We start from the raw sequence: 21,014 nt of genomic DNA on the forward strand, positions 1-21,014 counted from the left end.
AAGGGGCGCTCCTTAAGCGATGTGTCAGTTTTTACGCTGTTAGCAAGCCCTTAAATGTGAAAGGAGCTGATACAGCTCCTTCAAATGGCCCCTCGCAATACCTTTGCGTTATCGCTTGGGGTGTCGTGTTGTGAGTAAATTCTGGGTGACACTTTCTGAACCACTTCGGGCTCCCTTACTTAAACAGAATGTGTCAATTACTATCAAACAAAGTTCCTTCCCGTTGTAACCGCTAAACGCCGAGAGCGCGTTCAAAACAATTGGGTTTGCCTGTTCCTGTCGTAGCTTTTCAACTCTGGCTCATGGTGTATAAACGAGCCGAATCCAAGGAAACTCTCAGGCTGCAACAAACGTTTTCGTCACAACGGAGCAGGATTATAACATATCGCTGATAATTTTCTTCAATTCAGTGACATTCACCAACCCCATAGTTAAACCTTGCAATGATTAACTGCCTATTATCATTTTCACAGATAAAAATCGAAGCACAGTTACTCAGTAAGCTTCTTAGAATACGATGCATAGCTAATAACTTCACCGCCGTTCTTATCCAAGAGGTCTTGATAAACGCCCTAGAGAACCAAGCAGCCGAAATATGCGATGTTATCATGATTGCTTTTCGAGACCGACGTCCCGACTTTGGCTAATGAGTACACCCCCAACTATGCATCAGACAAAAACATGTATAATTTTTTATACAAGTTATTCAATAACAAGAGTCCCACATGAACATTCATTCGCTTTGCGCTGCGCTATTACTCAGCATCGTCTCATCAGCTACAGCAGCTGAAAACATTCGTATTCAATATTCTCCCATAGAGACAACTCATGAAAAAATCGCCCAACAATCTATTCAAAGCAGCGATGTAAACACCATCTTTGTTGAGCTGTCTCAGGCCTACTTTCCATTTGATCAAGCTCTCACGCTGGTTTACGGCGGAGAAGATGGTCCAATGTATGATCCTGATACACACACAATATACGTTCCTTACACTTTTTATTTGGAGTCGCTCAATTACTTCTCCAATAATCAGTATGAAGAACGCTTCGGAAAATCCCCAAAAACAGGGGCGCTAGATACGTTATTGCACACTTTACTTCATGAAGCTGGACATGCTTACATCGAAGATCAAAGCATCCCTGTTCTCGGAAAAGAAGAAGATGCGGTCGATAATTTTGCCACTATTTTAATGATTGACTTCCTAGAAGATGGCGCAGATATGGCCATTAGCGCCGCCGACATGTTCGCATTCGAATCCGACGACAGACCGGACTACTACGATTTTGGCGAGTACATTGACGAACACAGCTTTGATTTGCAGCGTTACTTTTCAACGTTATGTTTGGTGTACGGTAGTGATCCTGAGCAATACAAAGCCTTACTCGATGAAGTAGAAAAAGACTACCTGCGTGATCGCAAAGAGTTCTGCCAATTCAATTACGGCAACATTCGCGACAATTGGCTGCATTACTTGCAAAACAATGAACCAAAAGAAAATTCGCCACGTAAAAGCGATTAGAAAATCTCAAATAAGAAGACCGCAATGACAAAACTCACCATATTTTATGACGGAACCTGCCCGCTTTGTGTCAAAGAGATGAAGGCGCTAAAACAACGCGATTCCAAGCAGCACATCAAAACCGTCGATATCTATAGTGATACATTCGCAGATTATCCGCAGATCGATCCTGAACAAGCCAACACCATTTTGCACGCCCTCAACGAAAAGGGGGAGCTTCTGCTTGGGTTGGACGTGACTCATCGTGCGTGGCAATTAGTTGGTCGCGGTTGGCTCTACGCTCCACTGCGTTGGCGCCTCGTTAAACCTGTTGCTGACTGGCTTTACCTCAAATTCGCAAAGAATAGGTATCGCGTCTCATATTGGTTAACAGGGACTTCTCGTTGCAATAGTGGGTCTTGTTCACGTTAATTGTGATCCCGCTTAAAAATGCTACGACCTTCGTCTAGATTTACAAATTTCCAGTACTTCTGATTGAGTAACTCGGTTAATCTCTAAGCATTACAACAATAAGTATTAACACTTTTATCAGGTAAGCTTATTCAGCTTGTCACTTGTAACGCTGCGCCGAGAGAAGGACGTCTCTATGAATCTGACGATCAGAAAACGACTATATATCCTTTCAATAATTCCAATTCTAACTATGGCAATAGGCATGATGTGGTTCACCTACCTACAAACCACTGCCTACAACGAGCACGAGATTGAGCAAACTCGAAGTCGAATGATGGAGATGAAAAAAGCCGAACTCAAAAGTTACGTGCAAATGGCGCGTTCCGCTGTCGAGCCACTACTCGCACAAAATGCCCCACTGGAAGAGGCTCTGCCTATCTTGAAACAACTAGAGTTTGGTCAATCCGGCTACATCTTTGGTTATGATTCAAAAGGCGTTCGCGTCGTGGTGGGTAAAAACACCAAAGGCATCGGGGAAAACTTCTATAACTTGCAGGACAAGAAAGGCAATTACCTGATTCAGGATTTGCTAAAAAATGCCAAAACTGGTGAGTTCACGACTTATTACTTCCCGAAACTCGGTCAGAGTGAAGCACTACCGAAACTCAGCTACTCAGTCTTTATTCCTGAATGGGACTTGATGTTGGGAACGGGTTTCTACACGGACGATATCGACGCCATTGTGGCAGACATGGAAAAAGCCGCACACGAAGATCTCAACACCACACTAACTGCGATAGCCCTGTTTTGTGCCTCGATAACAGCGATAGTTGCAGTCTTTGCCGTATTTGTTAACCGCAGCATCATGAAACCTATTGAGCAGTTTGATGCCTCAATCCACTCTTTCGCACAAGGCGATGCAGATTTAACAGCGCGTATGGAAGAATCTAGCGTGCCGGAGTTCACGCAGCTGAGCCGCAACTTCAATATCTTCGTTGAAAGCCTGCAAGGCATCATCAAGAGTGTTAGCCATGTCGGACAAGAAGTGGTTTCAGAGACCAACGAGATGTCACAGCGTGCATCGCAAGTGGACGAGTTAGCTTCAGGTCAACGTGAAGAAACCGAACAGGTCGCTGCGGCAATGACCGAGATGACAGCAACGGCGCACGAGATTTCAAACAACGCTAACCAAGCAGCGCAATCAGCCAGAGACGCCGATGAAAATTCACAGCAAGCGAAACACATTGTTGATTCCGCAGCAAACTCCGTCGAAGCGCTCGCGCTAGAGGTGTCGGAAGCCAGCACGGTAATTTCTCGTTTAGAGAGCGACGTACAAAACATTTCTTCTTCGCTAGAAGTGATTCAAGACATTGCCGAGCAAACCAACCTATTGGCACTAAACGCAGCCATTGAAGCAGCCCGTGCAGGCGAACAAGGTCGAGGCTTCGCAGTCGTTGCCGATGAGGTTCGTAAACTGGCAAGTCGCACTCAAGACAGCACAGGCGAAATTCACCAAATGATTGAGCAGTTGAAGTCTGGCTCGGATGCAGCAGTGAAAGCCATGGGCTCAAGCCAAGCGCGTGGTGAAGCAACGGTTGAGGAAGCACGAGCTGCCTCTGCCGCACTGCAAGAAATCCAAGCCGCAATTGCTAACATCATGGACATGAACACCCTGATCGCAACAGCAACCGAAGAGCAAAGCCAAGTTGGCCAAGAGATTTCACAACGCATCGAAGTCATCTCTCAACAAAGCAGCCAATCGGCACACCTTGCGAATCAAAACCGCGCAGGTAGTGGCAACCTAAACCACAAAGCTAACGAGCTGTACGACTTGGTCGGTCGCTTTACGGTTTAACGCTTTCCTCACCCATTCTCCATGCAAACAGCGACGCCAAAACGTCGCTGTTTTTATTTCTGCTATCCTCATACGACTTAGCTATAATGCCGCCAACTTAGCACCCATAAGGGCAAACCAGATGATTATTATGACCACCAATTTCGGTGACATCGAGATTGAACTGAACCTAGAACGAGCGCCAGTTAGCTCAAAGAACTTCAAAAAATACTGTGAAGATGGCTTCTACAACGGCACCATTTTCCACCGCGTTATCGATGGCTTTATGATTCAAGGTGGCGGTCACACCGAAGACATGGCAGAAAAGCCAACGCGCGGACCAATCGCGAACGAAGCAAACCGTGGTCTAAAGAACCTTGTTGGCACTATCGCAATGGCGCGTACCGATGCACCGCACTCTGCAACGGCACAGTTCTTCATTAACTTGGAAGACAATGATTTCCTAGACCACACTGCAACTACCAACCTAGGCTGGGGCTACGCCGTGTTTGGTAAAGTGACCGCGGGTATGGATGTCGTAAATCGCATCGCGAAAGTGAAAACGACCTCTAAGCTTGGTCACGATGATGTGCCATGCGATCCAATCATTATTGAGAAAGTGACAGTCAGCGAATAAGCCCATTCATCTCTTCGGAGAAATCGTCGCTATAAAACAATAAAAGCGCCTAACGTTATATGACTTAGGCGCTTTTTGTTTTCGTTGCTGAAACAAATGAGCAGCGAGTTTACAGTGTAAAGAGTGAGCAGTTCTAGCGATTACATTCCTTTGAATAAACTTTGAGATGCACGGCTCACAGGGAGCTTGTTTTCTCCAACGTGCACAAACATTCTGCCAGCAAAGTCTTTGTTTACTTTGCTAATTTTGCACACTTGCACCACGCTTGAACGGTGCACTTGCCAGAACTGTTCTGGGTTAAGCTGCCCTATCAACTCTTTCAACGATGTACGAATCAAATACTCCTGCACTTTGCCTTGTCCTTGTTGGGCATACACAGAAACGTATTTTTCTTCCGCTTTGAAATACAACACATCAGACGTGGCGATCAGATGAATATCTTCCCCTTGCGTCGCTTTGATCCACTGAAGATATTGCGGCGTTTGTGGAGCGGATAATTGCTGCAACTGTTCTAACAGGCTGCTCATCTGCACATTACTGCTTTCTTGCTCTCGCTTAGCAAGGCGTGCTTTCACTCTTTCACACGTCGTCAGAAGGCGCTCATCAGAGATAGGCTTGAGCAAATAATCGGCGGCATTTTGCTCAAAAGCTTTGATGGCGTAATCATCGTACGCAGTGACAAACACAATCAAAGGTGGATTGGCGAGTTGATTGAGTTTTTGCGCTAATGTCATGCCATCCAAAACTGGCATACGAATATCGAGAAACGCAATATCAGGTTGGTTTTGCTCAATGGCTTGCAACGCTTGTTCACCATCGGCGACTTTGGCTATCACCTCTAGCTCTGGCCACACTTCAGCTAGGCTTTTATCAAGATGACGCCTCAATAGCGGTTCATCATCAGCAATAATGGCAGTAAACCCTGTATTCATTCCTTTCTTCCTTGATTACGATTCCATTGGCCAGCTCAGGCGAACACAAACACCACCCTGAGCAGACTCACTGATAGAAACCTCTCCTTGCCCTGCGAACAAAGCTTCAACTCGCTGCTTGAGGTTACTTAAACCGACGCCAGAGCCCATGTGCCCACTAACATGATTCAAGCCAACACCCGTGTCTCTGACTTCAATCTTCAAGTTCTGTCGTTCACGCTTGATGAGCAAACTGATTTCGCCGCCTTCTCGCTTCGGCTCAATACCATGGATGATGGCGTTTTCGATTAAAGGTTGGAGCATCATCGGCGGTAATTCGGTTCTGCCTAGCCCTTCTTCCACTTCAATCTTGTAACTGAGTCGATCACCCAAACGAGTTTGTTGGATGCCTAAGTAAGCCTCAAGTAACGCCGTTTCATTGTCTATGGTGGTGTGTTCTTCGCGTGAGCTTTTGAGCGTCGCACGCAGCAGCGCGGTTAACTGTTCTAGCATTAGCTTGGCTTTATCGACATCTTGCGACATGAGCGCACTGATATTTGCCAAGGTATTGAATAAGAAATGCGGTTCAATCTGGCTTTGCATCTGCTTAAGCTGACTCAGCAACAGCGCACGATCTTGCTCTGCTTTCTCGCGCTTGATGGCTTCCAACTCTCGTTGAGCAACCGCCTCTTTCTCACGCGAGTAAAAATAGAAATAACACATACCGCTAAACAGTAATCCCATTAAGCCAACAGGGATCATATCGGAGATACCAAAATACTCTCCGAGCCAAAATTGCGCATTAATCACCCCAAACAATAAACAGGCAACAAGCGAACACACCACTTCTATCATACGCGGGAGGGTTGGAAACAAACGGTCAATCAACCATGAGAAGAAGATAGCCGAATAGCCAAATCCAAAGCTAACCGCCACATGAATGTAGAATGGACCGCCCCAAACCGAGAGCGTCATTGCTGCGATAAAGAGACAAAATGCCGTGGTCACTAATAAGCTACGCGGCCATCCACTTTTCACCACTGATTTTGCTGAACCCATTTAGAATTTCCCTTTGATGTTAAATACAATCATATGCTTATCATTGATTTGTGCGTAAGCAGATTGGTCGTCTCCGGTTAAAAAGCGTGCGGCAACTTCCACTTCTACACTTTGGTCGCCAGTATCAATCCATTGGTAGTTAAGCCACTGCGTGACAATCACACCGCCATCTTGCGGCGACAACATCACATCCAACGTAGGAGTCACATCACTTAGCCAGCCCATATCCGCTTTGCCGTTCCATGCAGCCCATGCTTCTACATCCCAACTCCAGTGCAGCATTACGTTATGCTGAACGATATTGGCATGCTGAAACCCTTGGGCGTAGCTTGTCGCAAGTAGAGAAACATTATGGTCGGGGATCTGAGAGAGTAATTCGCCACGCTCTATTGCTTGTTGCCATTCACCTTTCGACCATGCACGGCTGTCGTACCAATATTCAGCAATCACGTTGTGTCCGGCTTGGTTTGCCCAGTTCAATCCAATCAAGGCTTGGAATGCGCTGCCCTGCTTCTCAACCGAAACAGGTTGGTAAAGATCGTCTTGCTGAAACTGATAGCCGACACTTTGCTTTTGCCACAGCATGGAACCGTGCATGGCGATGGATTCATCCCACACGGCGATGGCACTGGCGCCAAGTAAACCTCGGCGCACATCATCGTAATAACCAATAAGTTGATACTCGGTATCACCCACCAGCGCATAACGACGAATACCAACACCTTGCTGCTCTGCGGCTTGATCCAGTGCACTCTGGTCTTGTTGCCCCCAGCTTGAATCCGTTGCAATCACCGTCCACTCGCCTGCCATATCGTAGTGTGAGAGTGAAAACACACCCGCACCTTCTTCTGCTACTAAGCCAACCGGGTTTTGTCGATAAGGCTTAAACAGATCCAAAGGTCGGTAGCCATAACCCACGCCCCAATCCACGCGTAACTTACCCAAACTCACATCAAGAGTGGTATCACCGACTTGCCACTCCCCTAGCCAAGCCAGCTCTCGAATCAGCAATTGGTTATCAGCTTCACTCCACCAATCACTCTCTCCTTGTTGGTTGAGGTACAACCCTTGGCTGTACAGAGCGAACAAGCCACTTAAGTTTTGATAGTTCACCTGCACATCCAGTAGCGCATTGAGTGAATCACGAGAGCTGCCCTGCGCTTGCATAAACGCACTGTCACGCTGCTTAGCAGTTTCGTAACTGACAGCCCAATCCCACTCGAAACTCAGTTCATCATTGGCAAAAGCAGGGGCTGACGCGCCCACACACAATGAGGCAGCAATCAAAAAACTAGTGCTTTTGTTAAGGTTAGGCTGGTGCGGTTTCATGTGACTTCCTTGCTCGTTTTCATGCTTCTGTTTGCAAAGCTCAGGCTAAAGCTGAGTCGTGTTGGCCTTCGGCAAATAGCTTGGGTTGTAGAACTTGTTGTCCAGTTGCCAAGGCACGATTTCTTGGTACTCGATAACGGTCTTTTTGCTCGGCTGAATGCTATCAAGCAAGGTCATCTCACTGACATAGTCTTCACCGTTGTCAGTTGCACGTCCGTATTGCGCTTGCTTGGCGAGTTTGCCAGAGCGCAAGTAGAGATCGGCTTTGATTGGAAATGCATCTTGCTCAGACAACCATAAGTCGATCTTCTGATAACTCGCCCCTTTGGTTTTCGCGGTTAACGCAAGGTGATAAGCCGAGACACTTTCTCCGTTCACCGAAACAGTTTCTGTCGCTTTCCATTCACCTAGATAATCTTGACTCCACGTCAGCGTTGATATGTCGCCGATAGACGCTTCACCAAGCAGCTTTTGCATTGGCGTAATTCGAATAGGCCGACGGCTCTTTGGCATTTGCAGCCAGTAGTTATCGCCCATCATCAACATCTTTTGCCCAGCTTCGACTGCTGATTTGAACACCACCAGCGATTCACGATTTGGACGCGTGTACACGTGGTAAAGGCGGGTTTTATCTAACTCTTGGTCTTGATATAAGCGCACCAGAGACACCACTTTGGAGGAATCATCTTGCAAGCGGTAGCTATCCGCTTTTTCAATCAATTGCGCGACTTGCTGTGCATCTAGCGCTGTTTCATTCGCACTGGCATTCATGCTTGCCATGCCGCTTACCGTCAGCAGTGCAATTGGTAATAGTGATTTGAAATTAAACATAAATCAGTGCCTCCGTAATTGGCTTGTTCACCCCTTTGCGCGCCGAGAAAAACGCCGTAACCAAACAAATCATCAATACTGCGAATCCTGCGACAGCGACCAGCTCCCAAGAGAAGTAAATCGTCAATGGATAACCTTCTGTGCGTCCTGGCGGTGGCGGCATTTGCACATCCACGACCATCAGTAAGACGGTGACTAACGCAGTAAACAAAGCGCCGATTAAGCTGCCAATCACGGCAAGTAACCCTGCTTCGCGCAAGAACCCAGCAATGATTTCGCGAGGGTAGCTACCAAGTGCTGACAGGGTGCCAATTTCACGGGTGCGTTCCGTTACCGACATGGTCATGGTGTTGAACAGGGCGACAAAGACCACCAGCGCCATTACTGCTCCCATGATGCCGAAGATACGGTCGTACAAATCTTTCACTTTGAGATAAAAGAACGCACGTTCTTGCCAAGGCGTAATTTCAATATCTTGATCACCAAAGTTCTGTTTTTGCTTACTCAGAACCGAAGCCACTTGTTGCTCGACTTGGTTAGTTAAACTGGTATCGAACAGAAAGACAGATAACGCACTGACTTTGCCTGAACCGAGCAGCGATTGCGCGCTGTTGATATGCACGTACAGTTGGCGTTTATCAAGCTCAGGCACGCCGGTTGAATAGATACCACGAACTTTGAAGTCATACGCGTTCAATGCGCCGTCGGTAGTGGTCGCCAGCAAGGTAATCCAATCGCCAACGTGCACACTTAGATTGTTCGCCAAATCAACGCCGAGCATCACTTCTGGCTCTGCTGGGTCATAACGCGATGCATGAATGTTGGACAGCGTCTGCCCTTCACGCACATCCAAAAACGGCCCTTTCATATCGAATTCGCGCTCGTTCACGCCAATGCCTATAAAGATCGATGACTTGTTGCCGTTGGAAATCAAACCGCTGAATTCAACTCGCGGCTGCACGCCTCGCACTTCGTTTAAGCCAATCAATTGCTTGGTGATGTCGTCGGCGTGAGTTAAACCGTTACTCAACGGCATCTCTTCTTCTTTAGCGAAGTAACCCGGCGTGGTTAACGTCAGATGCCCCGTGTCACGCGCTGTCGACTCTTTTAAACTGTCGTAGGTATACAGACCAAAACCACCCGCACTGGTTAACGCAAACACGGCAATGGCGATGATCAGCATCGACAACAAACTGCGACGGCGATTGCGTTGCAGGTTCAACCAAGCAAGGCGAACCGAAACTGGAATTAGCTTGCCCATGAAACCTCCTCCACACTTGCGTGCGTTTGGGTAATCTTGCCGTCCACCAACTCAATGGTGCGGTCACAACGGGATGCCATACGAGGGTCGTGTGTGGCGACGATAAAAGTAGTGCCAAGCTCATGTCCGAGCCCTTTCATAATGTCGATGATCTTGTTGGCAGTTTGGCTATCAAGGCTCGCGGTTGGCTCATCAGCAATCACCAACGCCGGTTTGTGTACTAACGCACGAGCAATTGCCACACGTTGTTGCTGACCGCCTGATAGGTTATCGGGCATATGATGAATAAACTCGCCCAAGCCAACGTGTTCTAGCATTTGTGTGGCGAGCTCGGTTTGTTCTGCTTTTGAAAAGCCATTGAGATGCAGCGGATAAGCCACGTTCTCTAGCGCCGTCATCACGGGCACAAGATTGAATTTTTGAAATACAAAGCCAAGCTTTTCACGGCGCATTTTCGCAGCCTGCATTTGTCCGGTTGGGTATGGGCTGCCGGCAAATGTCACCTGACCTTGGTATTGAGTATCCAGCATGCCAAGCACGTTAAGTAAGGTGCTTTTGCCTGAGCCAGACGGTCCGCACAATGCCACCATTTCGCCGGCAAACACTTCACCAGACACGTCTCGCAATGCACGTACCATTTGGCTACCAAGGGCGTAATCACGGCTAAGTTGATTAAAAACAATCATGACGCCTCCCTAATACTTGGCTAGCAGCGCTTTCGCGGTTTGCGTTTCTAGATTGCTGTCGCCCAATTGCTCCATTTGCGCTAACCATGTTTTGGCTTGTTGGACATCTTCAGCGCGTAGTGCTGCTTCAATGGCGTAGCGATAAATCCACGAAGTAGCCGCGAAAGGTTGTTGGCTAAAACTCGGCTCATCGAGCAATGAAAGGTACAGCTCGTAGCCACGCTCAAAGTGATTGAACATATCAGGTAGAGAGGTAAACGTAGTGGCTGCCATGGCGGTGGCTAATTGGTATTCCGGCAAGCCTTGTAAGCGTTGTTGCTCTTGCAGTGGAACTGGCTGATTCGCCATTAAATCCAAACCTTTTTGGATTGTGGCAAGACCGCGCTCGGTGAACTTCATCTTGTTCCAAGGCATAAACGCCTCACGACCTTGCAACGTTTCAGCACTACCTAAATACACCAAGGTCACCGGCGTTGCGCCTTGCTCTTCGAGTTGTTTAGATAATTCGCCGTAAACGGTATCAACTAAACCAGAGTCACCCTGCGCCGCTTGGTTGAATTGACTGAGTGTGCGCTCGCTTGGGTTAGCCAGAGTCAGATTGCTGCTGAGTGCAAATGCGGCGATAAACGTACTTGCCAGTTTAAGAGCTTTGATTGAGCGAGATTGAGAAACCATCATGTACTGTCCTTAGTTGAACGTGATTTGATGGTTTCAGATTAAGGGAGAAGGTCGCACGCTGCTTTTGCATGCGACCAATGGCAGTTATGCAGAGTGAATGGTATTGAGAGAGGATGAATGACATTCACTTAAACAGAAAATACAATTCCGCTCATTCGTAACGCTACATTTTTACGGCAGTAACAATAAAAACACTGGCTTAAAATCTGAGGCTAGTGTATTTATCCATCCCACAGCTACCCATAACAGACAGTGTCGCACTCTCCTTTCTTACACACCTTTGCATGGTGTCTGTTGTTTCCAAATCGAGATTCTTAGCATCGGAATAGTTTGAACTCTTCGAGTTTTAGTTGTTTTCGCACTCAAAATAGGTGCGTTATTAGGTCGTTGAAAATGAATAAGCGTTATTTCCCAAGAGTTGATTTGCCACTACTCATGGCGATCATTCCGATCATGCTGTTAAGTTCGCTCACTCTCTGGAGTGCCAGTAGCTTTAATGAGGCGATGCTCTTCAAACATTTGGCGCGCTGCGGACTGACATTAGTTTGTATCTTGGTCATGTCCTCGATTCCAGCGTCCAGCTATCAGCGCTCAGCTCCATATCTCTACATTATTGCGGTTGCGCTACTACTTGCTGTCGCTTTATTTGGTGATAGCACCAATGGCTCTCAACGTTGGCTCGATATCGGCTTCTTCCGCTTTCAACCGTCCGAACTAATCAAACTTTCCATTCCAATCATGATCGCCTGGATGCTTCATATTGAAGGAGGTCGACCAGACAGTCGGAAAATTGCGTTTTGCTTACTTATTACAATGATTCCTGCCGGGTTAATCGCGCTACAACCGGATTTAGACGGTGCAGTTTTTACCATCATTTATGCATTGTTCGTTTTGTTTTTGGCTGGCATGAGCTAGAAAATAATCTGCGGGTTTATTGCGAGCATTTTAACGTTAGCACCTATTTTATGGTTCTTCGTTATGGAAACCTATCAAAAGAGCCGTGTAACACAGTTCTTGCACCCTGAGTCCGATCCACTGGGTTCGGGTTACCAAATCATCCAATCTTTGATTGCGATTGGCTCAGGCGGTATGAAAGGCAAAGGTTGGATGAATGCAACGCAGGGAACACTTGGCTTTATTCCAGAAAGTCATACGGACTTTATTTTTTCGACCTATGCAGAAGAATGGGGCTTTGTTGGCAGTTTAGTCTTACTCGCATTGTACTTGTTTATTACTGCACGCGTTATGTTGCTTGCATGTCAGTCTGACCACTTTTTTAGTCGGCTGGTAAGTGGCGCATTAGCGATGAGCTTTTTTCTGTATGCTTTTATCAATACGGGCATGGTGAGTGGCTTGTTGCCAGTAATGGGTAGCCCACTTCCCTTCTTTAGCTATGGCGGCACGGCGATGCTAACTCAAGGTATCTGTTTTGGTGTAATCATGTCGCTGTGTTATTCCAAATATCGTAACGTATAGCTCTGCTTGAGAAAAAGCGATCAAAAAAGGCTTCCCTGAGGAAGCCTTTTTACAACGATATGAGCGAATTAATTACAGCTCTGCGTTGTGGTAAACCTGCTGAACATCATCACAGTCATCTAGAAGATCTAGGAATTTCTGGAACTTCTCAGCATCTTCACCCGATACAGGCGTATGAGTTTGCGGAACGAATGTGATTTCTTCAACATCGATCGTTAGATCTGGGAATGCACCGTTAAGCGCAGTTTTTGTTTTGAAGAATTCTGTGTGAGGTGCGAATACAGTGATAACACCGTCTTCTAGCTCAACGTCAGTAACGTCTACGTCTTCCATCATTAGCGTTTCTAGGATGATTTCATCATCGTCGCCTTTGAACTGGAATACCGCTTGGTGGTCGAACATGTGAGAAACCGAGCCCTCAACACCAATTTTCGCACCGACTTTCACAAAGCATTGGCGTACATCTTGGAAAGTACGGTTGCCGTTGTCTGTTAGACAGTCAACGATAACACTAGTACCGCCAGGGCCGAAGCCTTCGTAACGTGCTGGAGTGTAGTCTTCACCACCGCCACCGTTCGCTTTGTCGATCGCTTTATCGATAACGTGCGCAGGAACTTGGTCTTTTTTCGCTTTTGCGATCAGGTGTTTCAAAGACAAGTTCATGTCTGGATCACCACCACCGTTTTTCGCGCACATGTAAATTTCTTTACCGTATTTGGAATAAACTTTAATTTTCGCGCCTGCAGTTTTCGCCATAGAGGCTTTGCGCACTTCAAAACTTCTTCCCATCGGGATGTCTCTCTAAATTCAAATTTAATGCGAAGGATTTTAGCAAAAAGCGAAACCTTTTCAATTTCGCTTAGCAAAGGAATAGGGAGGTTACCTCATTCGTCGCATTGGATTGAACCATTGCCACGGTTCGCGTTAAGCGACACCCATTACTCGTTTGTACTTTTCGACCGATTGCTGGAAAAACGCCTTTTCATCAGCATCGTTAATCTTGGACAACTGTTCTTCTATTGCTTCAGGACCAGATTTGGCCTCTCTGAGCTTCCAAACCAAAAACGACGCCTGCTTATCCAGTTCGATTTTGTTTTTTTCGTCAGGCGGCAATAGGGATAGATTAAACGACATTCACAGCCTCAAGGTACTTTAAATACTAGCCGGGCACTATATCACACAGAGTTACAATTACAGAATAGAAACGCACTTAACTTGATCGATTTCAAGTTAACTATTTAGGCACAGCGCTGATTTTCAGTGCTTTTGGTAAATGCTGTTCGAATATTTGTTGTAATCGAGTCTTGGTAACGGGTTTAGCCACGAACTCGTTCATCCCAACATCGAAGCAATGTTGCTGATCCTCTTTAATGACATTGGCACTTAGCGCAATAATTGGAACGTGTTTCCCCCACTCTCCCATTTTTCGAATTCGCTCCGTAGCAATAAACCCATCCATCACAGGCATTTGGCAGTCCATAAAAATCAAATCGAAAGGCTGCTGATCACACAGCTGCAATGCTTCTTCGCCATGGTTGGCGACACTCACTCGCACACCCAGTTTTTCTAACATGATGCGAACTACCTTCTGATTGACGATGGTATCTTCAACAACCAATACCCAAGGTTTATCATTATCTTGAGGGCTGATTTCGTTGTCTTCCGCTTTCCGGAAATCTAATACATTAAGTTGGTCGGTATAGGTCGATTGCGCATTTATTACAGCAACAGGAATCGAAAATTCAAAACAGCTTCCCAGCCCAAGCTCACTTGTTAGTTGTATTTCCCCTCCCATCAAGTTAACCAACTGTGCAGCTATCGCCAAACCAAGCCCTGTCCCACCATACTTTCTGGTGGTACTACCATCAGCTTGTTGGAAGCGTTCGAAGATTGCTTGTTGGTGCTCTTTCGCAATACCAATACCAGAATCCACAACTCGAAACCGGATATGAGCGGTCTCTCCATCAAGTCGAGATAACGCTACAAGAAGCTTCACATGGCCGCGCTCGGTAAATTTAATCGCGTTGCTCAACAAATTGTTCAGAACTTGTTTCAATCGTGTGGCATCACCTTGCACTTCGATTGGCAAGTGAGGATCAATATCGCTGAGCAGCTGTAAGTTTTTCTGCTTGGCTTTGACACTATGTAAACTGATGACATCGTCAAGTAGCTCGCGAAGATCATAGCTCGTGTATTCCAGCTCTACTTTGCCAGCTTCAACTTTAGAGAAGTCCAAAATGTCGTCGATGATCGTCATTAGTGAGTGAGAAGAACTGTCAATGATCTCTACAAACTCTTTTTGCTGGGGATCGAGGTCGGTGTCATTGAGCAACGACGACACACCAATAATGCCATTCATCGGTGTGCGGATCTCATGACTCATAGTGGCAAGAAACTCACTTTTCTTACGATTAGCGACTTCTGCCCTATCGCGTTCAGCCTCTAACTCAGTCTGGTGCTCTTTCACTTTCTCAACACTTCGGTTGTATTTCTCTGCCAAAACACTCACTTCATCAAAGCACCATCGTTTAGGGAGAGTCACTTTACTCGGCACTGTACCGCCACGAAAATCGCTCACCGCACCAGACAGCAATTGTAACGGATTGACCAACAAGCGAAACGCCACCCAAAGAACACCAATGATGAGGACAAGAATTTTGATCGCTTCTGTCGTAAGTAGAAAAAAGAACTGCTGCCAAAGATCTTCATATATCGCGCTAAGATCCGATTGAACCGTTAATATCGCGAGATCATACGTTTTATCGCCGACCCGATACTGCATCGGCCAGCTTCTCTCGACAACATCCTCAGAAAGCGCCGAACCTAATTCAATGATAACTTCGTCTTCACTAGCAATACGTAAGTAGTCCACCGAGGGCAGACGCATTGCACCTTGAGCTTGTGTCAACAACAGCTCCCTATCCTCTACCCACAAACTCGCAGAAAAGCTCGATAAATAGCTAGACTCAACCTGCTTTAATTCAACATCTAAATGGGCTAAATCTTCGTGAAAAACTCGATATAAGCTCACTGTAGAAATGATGACCGTAAAGATTAAACTCAACGTTAATACCGCCAACATAAGTTGGTTGCCGATACTAAAACGACGTTGAGATCGCTCTTTTTCATCCATATGAAACCGCTCCGATAAACTTGCGCTACTCTAAATATAGCTACGCACAAATAATAATCGAGGATACGATGAAAAGACTTCTACTTAGATTGGCTTTTAGCTTAATTGTTGTAAGTTCTCATGTGACCGCAAATCAAGTGAACTATTACGTCATTGCTGAACAAGCTCGACCATTTCAAATTGAACAACAGGGACAAATGCACTCCGGAATTGTGACCGATATCGTCAGTGCTATCTTCGCGGAGTCGGATTACCAAGTGAATTATCATACTTATCCATTTAAACGTATGATTTCCATATTGGAAGAAGGCGCTGAGCCAAACTGGTTAACTTATGGCAGCCCGAACTGGGGCAAGGTGCAATCGGAAAATTTATCTGAGGAGCCCATTTACACTGTAAAACATGTACTGGTATCGAGTAGCGAGAAGCCTTTAGAATTCAAAAATATGGATACGATGCATGGTCGTTCTATTGTATTACTGCTGGGGTTTGATTATCCAAATTTAACACCGTTCTTTGAAAATGGCAGTGTCAATGAAATGCGCGTGAAAGACTACAACGCCGCATACCGAGTGATAAGCCGAACCCCTGGAGATACAGCTTTTGTCGAGATGGAATCCCGAGTCCTTTACAACTTAAAGCGACTCAATTTGCCGTTAGAGAATTTTCAGATACAGCCTTTCAGCTCGGTTATTCCTGACTACTCAATCTACCTAGCTTTTTCACCTCAAATGCAACCAGAAACTCAAAATTACATCAATACACGACTCGTTGAATTAAAAGCCTCAGGGGAAATTGATGAAATCATTCAAAAGTATCAATGAATCAACTCATTAACAAAAACGCCAACGATGATACGTTGGCGTTTTTGTTTCTGGGAAATCTGTAGCACTTACTTAATGTGGTTAACAAACTTAGGATCAAACATGTGCCCCAATTTACTCGCCTTGGTTTGCAGGTAATGTTGATTACTTGGGTTATTCCCTTCTTGTAATGGCACTCGTTCAATGACGTTAATATCAACCGCTTTTAAGGCGGCGAGCTTGCGTGGGTTATTCGTCATTAGACGCACAGCGTCAATCCCCAAATGCTCTAGCATTCCTTTACAGAACGCGTAATCACGCATATCAGCGGCAAAACCTAAACGCTCATTTGCTTCCACGGTATCTGCGCCATCATCTTGTAAGTGATAGGCACGAATTTTATTAATCAAGCCGATTCCACGCCCTTCTTGACGTAAATAAAGCAGCACGCCACATCCCTCTTTGACGATGTTTTGTAGCGCTCTATTAAGCTGAAAACCACAGTCACAACGCGTGCTAAATAGAGCATCTCCGGTAAGACACTCCGAATGCAACCGAATAAGTGGAGCTGCACTTTTTGTTGGCTCACCATAGACCAGAGCAAGATGCTCTTTATTTGTCGCGGCTTCAATAAAGCCGTACATCATAAATGTGCCCCACTGGGTGGGCAATTTGGCTTTATCGATAAACTTCACGAGATTGTAAGGCTCAACATGTCTCAGCTCTGCCCGCACATTCATCAGAATCTCTCCTAGATGATTTTCTCCTTTACCATCTCCCCCGTCTCCCCAAAAGGCATCTTTATGAGAATGCTCTGTTAGGCAAGCGTTACCCGTTCTCATTAATTGCTGCGCTAATGGTGGATTTTGTAGAAACTTTTCCCTAACGATGAAAGCCATAACAGCCAACTTTATATCGTCCCAATCGCTTCTGACAAAGTGTTCGTATTTACGGCTTAAAGCAAACGCTTCATCAGGGGTGCTTGCGTGCTGAATTTTACTTTGCAACTGAGCATCGAGAAACTTTTGGGCTTGGTAATAATGTTCGCTGGTGGGCCAAGTTTGGGAGGAGATATTGACTGGGGCATGGCAAAAATTTGAGAGAAAACCGTGGGGTTCATCGGGCTCATAAAAAAGGATTTGATCAACCATACTTGCGCTCCTTGCTTTGTGGTTGCGATAATCAACAAAAAGCATATCGCTACTGATATATCTAGTAACACAAGGTCAGATTGTCAAACTTCTTCGGGACGGGACGTGAGTGTGAAACTCGTGCTTTTGAGACGCAAGACAGATAAATGGAGGGTTTGAATAAGAGAGTAATAGAGTGAAAAAATAAAAAGGGCAGTCCGTCGACTACCCTATGGGTTGCTAAACCAACCTGAGGAGATCAGTGTATCAAGCCAAGCTCCCTTGCTTCTTCAATGGTCAACCCACTTTCACGGATCTCACGTAACGCTTCAATGCGTCTTCTGGCTTCTGCTGATTTCACTGTTTTCTCTGGCTTCACAACGGTTTCCTCATCAGGTAATTCCCATTTGTGAGCGATGTTGGTCATCTCGTCATGGTCGATAGAATTAATGGACATATTTCCTCCGAACACACCATGTTTTCGATGCGTAATCTATAGCAAAACCGGAACAAGGTGGTAAGAAAAACTGTAGGGAAATGTGACCCCTCCCGCCCTTTCGTTAACTCCTTAATAGATTCATCATTTAAGTTTTGCCAAGGGACAAATTTACGATTAAATTTGAGTAATTCCCCCTACGAAAAGTGTGCTGATCTAGCTCTCAATTCTGCTCTTCTTTAGTTTTATCAACGACGCATTACACCACTTCCTGTTTCACCTAACTTTCGAGTCACTTCACTGATTCATGGTTTGATACTTTCTAAAAACCGCCACACCTGATAATGATAATAATTATCTTTTAGATTGGTAAGGTGTTTATATGGATGGTATTAACTTAAGTCATGCATACCACAATGACCCGGTCATCCAGATCCGAGATTTGTGCGTCGATTACATCACTGATAATGGTGATTTTAATGCGGTAAAGTCCGTCAGCTTTGATATCGGCAAAGGCGAAGTATTTGGTCTCGCCGGTGAATCTGGATGTGGTAAAAGCACAATCGCATTCTCAATAAATCGTCTTCATAAGCCGCCAGCGTTCATTTCTGGCGGTAAAATATGGTTTGATGGCAAAGATATCCTTAGTATCTCAGACTCTGAACTGACCGCTCTAAGGTGGAGTGAAATCGCCATGGTGTTCCAGAGCGCGATGAACTCACTCAACCCTGTCTTAACGATACAAGAGCAATTTGCAGATGTATTACGACACCATCAAGGCCTCACTAACGCTCAAGCAAAAGATAGAGCAGAAAAGTTGTTGGACTTGGTCAATATTCCTCGAGAACGCTTAGCAGAATATCCTCATCAATTTTCAGGAGGAATGCGTCAGCGGTTGGTGATAGCCATTGCTTTGTCTCTAAATCCAAAACTGATCATTATGGATGAACCCACAACAGCATTAGATGTAGTGGTACAGAGAGAAATTTTACAGCAAATTTATCAGCTTAGAGATGAGTTCGGTTTTTCAGTCCTCTTTATCACTCATGACCTGGCACTCATGAGCCAACTATGTGATCGAATTGCAATCATGCGTCACGGAGAAATCGTCGAAGTCAATCGAGCATACGATATACGCAATCATCCTCAACACCCTTACACGCAAAAGCTATGGGCTTCTTTCCCAAACATCCATGACGTCCACAAACAACCAGAGTTACAAGGAGCGTAACCATGAGCCAGCCTATCATCCAAATGAAAAATGTGATTAAAGAATTCAAAGTGGGCGGTGGTTTAGCGAAAGAGGAAACCTTTCGTGCGCTTCAAGGAGTGACTTTTGATCTGTACGCAGGAAAAACCTTGGCTTTGGTTGGAGAGTCAGGCTGCGGTAAGAGTACTTGCGCTCGTTTAATAACCAAAGTCTATCCAGCAACGCAAGGCGAGATTCTTTTCAATGGCACTGACATAAATGAGATCACGTCACGATCGGCTCTACAAGAATATCGCAGTAAAGTACAAATGGTGTTTCAAGATCCGTTTGGCTCTCTCAATCCAACTCATACCATTCGCCATCACCTAACACGTCCTTTAAAAATTCATAAACAAGTCAAAAACGAGCGCGACATCCCAGCCCGCTTGGAAGAGCTCCTAAAACTGGTGGAACTACCTGAAGAGACATTGAATAAGTTCCCTCACGAACTCAGTGGTGGGCAACGTCAGCGAGTAAACTTAGCAAGGGCTTTAGCGGTAGGTTCGCAAATCATTCTTGCGGATGAGCCTACGTCTATGCTGGATGTTTCTATTCGCTTGGGAGTGTTGAATTTAATGCAACGAATGAAGCAAGAGCTGGGAATTGGTTTTTTATACATCACTCATGATCTGGCGACTGCGCACTACATCGCGGAAGAAACCGCAGTAATGTACAAAGGGCAAATCGTTGAATGGGGCGACACTCATTCAATACTTAAGAATCCGCAGCATCCTTATACTAAGCTGTTGATTTCTGCCGTTCCTGATCCTGACTTACCTTTTGGTAACTTAGTGAAAAATGAGCCAAACTATTCGATAGATGCCGATGAAATTCGTCAACGTAGCAGCATAATTGTCGACGAATTTGATCAAATAGGGCCAAATCACTATGTAAAACAATGGACTGAGGCAGCGTAATGGATTTGAGTACTTGGCAAGATCAAATCGCCATGTGGTACGAACAGCGGAAACATGATCAAGTAGAAAAATTGGAAACGATCTTATATCAGGTGCCTGATGACGTGTTTGGACCCGAATTGAGTGATCTTCAAAGTAAAGCGATTGCTTGCTGGTTGGATGGATGTTTACGCGTGTTTCAACATGCAAGGTACCAAGACCCTCAGAAAGCATATCAAACCTTGCTTTATACGAGTGCAAAGCTTGAACAAGCAGCATGCCAAGTCTCGACTGATATTCTGATCAAAGATTGGTGTTTGAGACGACTTCAGCATCTCACCGTTGTGGCGTTAGAGTTTTGTAATCAGCAGTGTGATCAAAACAAGTGGCAGGAACAAGCCCATAGCTTAATCGAATCACATGTTGCGTTGATGCGTTCATTACATTGGAATGAACCCAAGAAGCATGATCAAGGTTTACCTCATTAGTCCGGAAAAATGATCAAGGCTTAATTAGCGGAATTTTAGGCAAAAAAAAGCGAGTTTCCTGAGGAGAAACTCGCGAAGTCTATTCAGAATGAATGTAACAATATGAGCCAATCTATTAATCATCAGAAAGGACAAAAGGTTGTCTATTCGGGATAAATAGTAGTATTAGGCTTGGCTTCTAATGTCAGTGGTTTGTAAGAGTTAAGTCTGTTTTTTATCATCGAAAGACATTGTTACATTTCAAACCGATACATCACACCTATA

General features: G+C 45.5%; 20 protein-coding genes and 1 pseudogene. 9 read left to right on the top strand and 12 right to left on the bottom strand.

Annotated features, from left to right (window positions below; all coding sequences use genetic code 11):
* Positions 1 to 725 precede the first annotated feature (725 nt).
* From R7P80_RS24045 to R7P80_RS24060, 4 genes are all read left to right on the top strand, one after another.
* Positions 726 to 1,520 carry a DUF4344 domain-containing metallopeptidase gene (locus R7P80_RS24045; RefSeq protein WP_053303983.1) on the top strand — a complete coding sequence of 265 codons (795 nt, stop codon included), beginning with the start codon at positions 726 to 728 and terminating at the stop codon, positions 1,518 to 1,520.
* A 24-nt stretch (positions 1,521 to 1,544) separates the two neighbouring features.
* The gene (locus R7P80_RS24050; protein ID WP_053303982.1) at positions 1,545 to 1,931 is read left to right on the top strand and encodes a thiol-disulfide oxidoreductase DCC family protein; all 387 of its coding nucleotides are present in this window, start codon (positions 1,545 to 1,547) and stop codon (positions 1,929 to 1,931) included.
* Positions 1,932 to 2,106: 175 nt separating this feature from the next.
* Positions 2,107 to 3,768, top strand: coding sequence for a methyl-accepting chemotaxis protein (locus R7P80_RS24055; protein WP_053303981.1), 1,662 nt, complete (start codon positions 2,107 to 2,109; stop codon positions 3,766 to 3,768).
* A gap of 121 nt (positions 3,769 to 3,889) precedes the next feature.
* Complete coding sequence (locus R7P80_RS24060) at positions 3,890 to 4,384, top strand: peptidylprolyl isomerase (RefSeq protein WP_054575272.1); 495 nt, start codon at positions 3,890 to 3,892, stop codon at positions 4,382 to 4,384.
* Between the two features lie 140 nt (positions 4,385 to 4,524).
* Here the strand turns inward: R7P80_RS24060 and R7P80_RS24065 are convergent, their stop codons facing one another.
* The 7 genes from R7P80_RS24065 to R7P80_RS24095 are packed head-to-tail and all read right to left on the bottom strand — an operon-like array spanning position 4,525 to position 11,139.
* The gene (locus R7P80_RS24065) at positions 4,525 to 5,316 is read right to left on the bottom strand and encodes a LytR/AlgR family response regulator transcription factor (protein ID WP_045371237.1); all 792 of its coding nucleotides are present in this window, start codon (positions 5,314 to 5,316) and stop codon (positions 4,525 to 4,527) included.
* Between the two features lie 15 nt (positions 5,317 to 5,331).
* A complete protein-coding gene (locus tag R7P80_RS24070) occupies positions 5,332 to 6,354 on the bottom strand; it encodes a sensor histidine kinase (RefSeq protein ID WP_206970550.1) in 1,023 nt (340 codons plus the stop codon).
* Positions 6,355 to 7,683 (bottom strand): hypothetical protein, encoded by a 1,329-nt coding sequence (locus tag R7P80_RS24075; RefSeq protein ID WP_206970551.1) that lies wholly within the window; start codon positions 7,681 to 7,683, stop codon positions 6,355 to 6,357.
* 45 nt (positions 7,684 to 7,728) lie between these two features.
* On the bottom strand, positions 7,729 to 8,514 hold the full coding sequence (locus R7P80_RS24080; RefSeq protein WP_225492002.1) for an outer membrane lipoprotein-sorting protein: 786 nt from the start codon (positions 8,512 to 8,514) through the stop codon (positions 7,729 to 7,731).
* Complete coding sequence (locus R7P80_RS24085) at positions 8,507 to 9,775, bottom strand: ABC transporter permease (RefSeq protein ID WP_225492003.1); 1,269 nt, start codon at positions 9,773 to 9,775, stop codon at positions 8,507 to 8,509. The genes R7P80_RS24080 and R7P80_RS24085 overlap by 8 nt, the downstream gene beginning before the upstream one ends.
* Positions 9,763 to 10,461, bottom strand: a complete 699-nt coding sequence (locus R7P80_RS24090; protein WP_171345561.1) for an ABC transporter ATP-binding protein — start codon at positions 10,459 to 10,461, stop codon at positions 9,763 to 9,765. Before R7P80_RS24090 ends, R7P80_RS24085 begins: the two co-directional genes overlap by 13 nt.
* A gap of 9 nt (positions 10,462 to 10,470) precedes the next feature.
* Entirely contained in the window at positions 10,471 to 11,139 is a 669-nt protein-coding gene (locus R7P80_RS24095; protein ID WP_225492004.1) for a hypothetical protein, read from the bottom strand.
* 393 nt (positions 11,140 to 11,532) lie between these two features.
* Between R7P80_RS24095 and rodA the strand changes: the two are divergent.
* Positions 11,533 to 12,615 (top strand): annotated as a pseudogene (gene rodA / locus R7P80_RS24100) (rod shape-determining protein RodA).
* Between the two features lie 72 nt (positions 12,616 to 12,687).
* Here rodA and R7P80_RS24105 read toward each other — a convergent pair.
* The 3 genes from R7P80_RS24105 to R7P80_RS24115 form a co-directional block, all read right to left on the bottom strand.
* On the bottom strand, positions 12,688 to 13,404 hold the full coding sequence (locus tag R7P80_RS24105; protein WP_005374482.1) for a YebC/PmpR family DNA-binding transcriptional regulator: 717 nt from the start codon (positions 13,402 to 13,404) through the stop codon (positions 12,688 to 12,690).
* A gap of 135 nt (positions 13,405 to 13,539) precedes the next feature.
* Positions 13,540 to 13,749 (bottom strand): DUF3283 family protein, encoded by a 210-nt coding sequence (locus R7P80_RS24110; protein WP_005374484.1) that lies wholly within the window; start codon positions 13,747 to 13,749, stop codon positions 13,540 to 13,542.
* Between the two features lie 100 nt (positions 13,750 to 13,849).
* Positions 13,850 to 15,748, bottom strand: coding sequence for an ATP-binding protein (locus tag R7P80_RS24115; protein ID WP_225492005.1), 1,899 nt, complete (start codon positions 15,746 to 15,748; stop codon positions 13,850 to 13,852).
* Between the two features lie 68 nt (positions 15,749 to 15,816).
* On the opposite strand from R7P80_RS24115, the gene R7P80_RS24120 reads away from it, so the two are divergent.
* On the top strand, positions 15,817 to 16,572 hold the full coding sequence (locus tag R7P80_RS24120) for a substrate-binding periplasmic protein (RefSeq protein WP_005374490.1): 756 nt from the start codon (positions 15,817 to 15,819) through the stop codon (positions 16,570 to 16,572).
* A gap of 68 nt (positions 16,573 to 16,640) precedes the next feature.
* Here the strand turns inward: R7P80_RS24120 and ribA are convergent, their stop codons facing one another.
* On the bottom strand, positions 16,641 to 17,702 hold the full coding sequence (ribA, locus tag R7P80_RS24125) for a GTP cyclohydrolase II (RefSeq protein WP_005374492.1): 1,062 nt from the start codon (positions 17,700 to 17,702) through the stop codon (positions 16,641 to 16,643).
* A gap of 238 nt (positions 17,703 to 17,940) precedes the next feature.
* Positions 17,941 to 18,138, bottom strand: a complete 198-nt coding sequence (locus R7P80_RS24130; RefSeq protein ID WP_005374493.1) for a PA3496 family putative envelope integrity protein — start codon at positions 18,136 to 18,138, stop codon at positions 17,941 to 17,943.
* Positions 18,139 to 18,499: 361 nt separating this feature from the next.
* Here R7P80_RS24130 and R7P80_RS24135 point away from each other — a divergent pair, with 361 nt between their 5' ends.
* The 3 genes from R7P80_RS24135 to R7P80_RS24145 are packed head-to-tail and all read left to right on the top strand — an operon-like array spanning position 18,500 to position 20,750.
* A complete protein-coding gene (locus R7P80_RS24135; RefSeq protein WP_005374497.1) occupies positions 18,500 to 19,348 on the top strand; it encodes an ABC transporter ATP-binding protein in 849 nt (282 codons plus the stop codon).
* A 2-nt stretch (positions 19,349 to 19,350) separates the two neighbouring features.
* Positions 19,351 to 20,283 carry an ATP-binding cassette domain-containing protein gene (locus R7P80_RS24140; protein ID WP_053350124.1) on the top strand — a complete coding sequence of 311 codons (933 nt, stop codon included), beginning with the start codon at positions 19,351 to 19,353 and terminating at the stop codon, positions 20,281 to 20,283.
* Complete coding sequence (locus R7P80_RS24145) at positions 20,283 to 20,750, top strand: hypothetical protein (protein WP_005374501.1); 468 nt, start codon at positions 20,283 to 20,285, stop codon at positions 20,748 to 20,750. The genes R7P80_RS24140 and R7P80_RS24145 overlap by 1 nt, the downstream gene beginning before the upstream one ends.
* Positions 20,751 to 21,014 lie beyond the last annotated feature (264 nt).

The organism is Vibrio sp. 2092 (assembly GCF_033339635.1).
Lineage (GTDB): Bacteria > Pseudomonadota > Gammaproteobacteria > Enterobacterales > Vibrionaceae > Vibrio > Vibrio alginolyticus.